Genomic DNA, 3,133 nt, shown 5'->3' on the forward strand with positions numbered 1-3,133 from the left:
TTGGGCGCCTCCACGCTGGTGTTCATCTGGAACGTGTTCAAGAGCTACCGCTTCGGCGAGCCCGCGACCGCGGACGACCCGTGGGGCTTCGGCAACTCGCTGGAGTGGGCGACCTCCTGCCCACCGCCCCGGCACAACTTCACCGACCTGCCGCGCATCCGCTCCGAGCGGCCCGCCTTCGAGCTGCACTACCCGGAGATGGTCGAGCGGATGCGCGCCGAGTCCCACTACTCGGTGACCAAGCGGCGCGACCAGCGCGACGTCGGCGTGGACAAGACCACCGAGAAGTACCTCGCGCCCACCGACCGCGACACCGAGCACGACTGACCGAGCGCACGGGGAGGACCCGTGATGGACGCCGAGTACGAACGCCGCCAGCTGCGCAGGATCGAGCGCTGGTTCGAGGTCACCGACCCGCGCCTGGCCGCGACCCTGGCCGGGCCGGGCGCACCGGTGCGCACCGCCAACCGGCGCTCGGTCCGGTTCGCGGTGGACGCGGCGGGCCTGACCCTCGTGGTGGCGGGCACGGCGGTGGCGCTCCCGCTGGTCTTCTTCGGCTGCCTGCTGCTGATGACCGGCGCCTGCCTGCACACCACCTGCCGGAGGAGGTGAGGCCGGGGCCCGGCACGTCTCGTCGTGCGGCCTGCCCTCACGCGTTGTTAGGTTGCGGTAGCGGTGCGTCCGAGCCTCCCGCGCGACGCCTCCCGCCTCCCGCCACCGATAGGGGTCCGGATGGTGTTCACCTCGCGAACGCTGCGGCTGAGCCCGCTGCCGCCCGCCCGCCCGACCGCCGGGGTCCTGGTGGTGGTCGGCGAGGTCGACAGCGCCGCCTGCGGCTCCTTCCAAGAGCAGCTCGCGGCGTTCGTCGACGCCTGCGAGGGGGACGTCATCGTCGACCTGAGCGACGTGCGGCTGATCGCCGCGGCGGGCGTGCGCGTGCTGCTGGAGACCGCCGACCACCTGGCGGGCACCGCCCGGCGGCTGCGCCTGGTCTGCGGCGCGGAGGTGCGGCGCGTGCTGCGCGCCGCGCAGGTGGCCGACGTGCTGGAGACCTTCGGCCACCTCGACGCGGCGGTGGGCGCCCAGGTCGCCGCGGTGCGCCGCAGCGCCGCGGCGCGGGCGCTGGACGACGAGGCCGAGGAGTTGCACCGGCTGCGCCGCGAGGTCGGCGACCTGCGCGCCAAGCTGCGCACCCGGCCGCTGCTGTCCAAGGCGCTGGGCGTGCTCCAGGAGCGCTACCGGCTGCCCGACGAGGACACCGCCCACCGCCTGCTCTGCGAAGCCTCCCAGCGGCACAACCTGAAGATGCGCGTGCTGGCCGACGCGCTGCTGCACGCGCCGCGCCCGGCGTCGGCGGCGACCCCGTGGTGGTTCCCCGGCCGGGCCCGCACCCCCGCCCCGGTGCCCGACTTCCTGGCCGGGGACCGGCGGCCCGCGCTGGACGCCGCCGAGCTGCTGGGAGCCCTGCTCCGGGCGGCCCTGTCGCGCACCGCGACCTCGGCGGGGTACGCGCAGCGCTTCGACCCCGGCGTCGACGGCCTGCGGCTGGAGCGCCACGAGGGCCTGCCCGCCGACCTCGTCGCGCTGCTGACCGAGGTCACCGGCGACAGCACCTGCTGCGGGCTGGCGCTGCGCCGCCGCTCCCGCGTCACCGTCGTCGACGTCGCGAGCAGCCTGGTGCTCCCGGCCAACCCGGTGACCGCGGCGATGCTGCGGGCGGGCCTGCGGGCGGTGCAGAGCACGCCGGTGCTCGCGCCGTCCGGGCGCTGCCTGGCCGTGGTGTCGACCTGCGACCCGCGGCCGGGGCGCACCCCCACCCCCGCCCAGCAGGCGGACCTGGACCAGTTGGCCGCCCAGGCGGGTCGCTGGCTGCAGTGGCACCAGCGCACCACCGTGCTCGACGCCCTGGAGCACCTGCACCAGAGCGCGCGGGGCGGGGGCTGAGTCCCGGCCCGCTCAGGGCAGCTCGACCACCGACGCGTGCCGCATCCCCGCGGGCAGCGAGACGGCCGCCGGTTCCCACGAGACGAAGTCGCGGGTGGCCAGCGCGCCGTAGCCGCCCTCGGCGTAGTGGTCGAAGATGAGCACCCGCTCCTCGCCGCGCCGGAACAGCGACGGACCCTCGACCAGCGGCGGGGTGACCGGCCCGATCGGCGGGGTGAACCGCCCTCCCGGCTCGGTGAACGTGGTGAGCAGGATGTTCTTGTGCGGGGTCGCGGGGTCGTTGTCACCGCGCTCGTCCTTGTAGGCCATGACGAAGCGGCCGTCGTCGCGCAGCACGGTCGCGTCGATGACCGGGTGGCCGGGGTCGAAGAACAGCGCGGGCTCGCTGAAGGTCTCGAAGTCCTCGGTGCGGGCGTGCCAGATGCGCTGCTCCTGCGCGGTGTGGTGCCAGTCCCGCTCGTCGTCGGGGCGCGGGTCGACCACCGAGGACCAGATGAGGTGGCACACGCCGCCGTCGTCGACGAACATCTCGGGCGCCCACGCGTTGAGCGCCCCCGGCACCTCCGCCATGGGCGAGAGCAGCCGCTGGGGCGACCAGCGCCGCAGGTCCGCGGAGGTGGCGTGGACGATGTGCGGGCTGGACCAGCCGTCGGTGGCCAGCAGGTGTAGCGCCCGTCCGGGGCGACCCCCACGAACGGGTCGCGCAGCGTGCGCGTGCCCACCTCGCCGAACAGCACCGGTTCGCCGCCGCGCACCGGCTCGAAGTGCTCGCCGTCCCGGCTGGTGGCCAGGTGCAGCGCTTCGGCGTCGGTGGTGAAGTAGGAGATCAGGTACACGTCCGGGACACCTCCGCGACCGAACCTACCGCCGCGCGGGAACCCGGCCGGTCATCCCGAGCAGCCGGTCCAGCGTCGGGGCGGAGTCGGGCACCGGGACCTCGGGACCGAAGGCGCCCATCGCGCGGGCCTGGTCCGCCATCCGCGTCACCCCGTCGAGCAGGCGGCGCAGCAGCTCGTGGTCCCACTCCACCCGGTGGCCGATCGCCTGGCCCAGGTCCCAGCCGTGCACCACGAACTCGGCCAGCAGCATGTGGCCGACCACCTCGGCGGGCAGCTCCAGCGAGCCGCCCACGCGGGCCGTGCCCGCCCAGGCGGCGGGCTCGCCCCACGCCGCGACCAGCCGCGCCGTC

General features: G+C 75.3%; 4 protein-coding genes and 2 pseudogenes. 3 read left to right on the forward strand and 3 right to left on the reverse strand.

From position 1 onward, the window contains the following. From IEZ00_RS37065 to IEZ00_RS24850, 3 genes and pseudogenes are all read left to right on the forward strand, one after another. Positions 1-327: pseudogene (locus IEZ00_RS37065) on the forward strand (cytochrome ubiquinol oxidase subunit I); the annotation flags it as partial. A 24-nt stretch (positions 328-351) separates the two neighbouring features. Beyond that, entirely contained in the window at positions 352-612 is a 261-nt protein-coding gene (locus tag IEZ00_RS24845) for a DUF3040 domain-containing protein (protein ID WP_189225752.1), read from the forward strand. Positions 613-732: 120 nt separating this feature from the next. Further along, positions 733-1,944, forward strand: coding sequence for an ANTAR domain-containing protein (locus tag IEZ00_RS24850; protein ID WP_229796055.1), 1,212 nt, complete (start codon positions 733-735; stop codon positions 1,942-1,944). 12 nt (positions 1,945-1,956) lie between these two features. Here IEZ00_RS24850 and IEZ00_RS24855 read toward each other — a convergent pair whose 3' ends face one another. From IEZ00_RS24855 to IEZ00_RS37070, 3 genes and pseudogenes are all read right to left on the reverse strand, one after another. Beyond that, positions 1,957-2,607, reverse strand: coding sequence for a glycoside hydrolase family 43 protein (locus tag IEZ00_RS24855; protein ID WP_506347073.1), 651 nt, complete (start codon positions 2,605-2,607; stop codon positions 1,957-1,959). A 68-nt stretch (positions 2,608-2,675) separates the two neighbouring features. Continuing rightward, a pseudogene (locus IEZ00_RS38380) lies at positions 2,676-2,780 on the reverse strand (glycoside hydrolase family 43 protein); the annotation flags it as partial. A 25-nt stretch (positions 2,781-2,805) separates the two neighbouring features. Next, positions 2,806-3,133, reverse strand: a 328-nt coding sequence (locus IEZ00_RS37070; protein ID WP_229796057.1) for a TIGR03086 family metal-binding protein, incomplete at its 5' end; no start/stop codon positions are given.

The sequence above is a fragment of the Saccharothrix coeruleofusca genome, assembly GCF_014648515.1.
GTDB classification, from domain to species: Bacteria; Actinomycetota; Actinomycetes; order Mycobacteriales; family Pseudonocardiaceae; genus Actinosynnema; species Actinosynnema coeruleofuscum.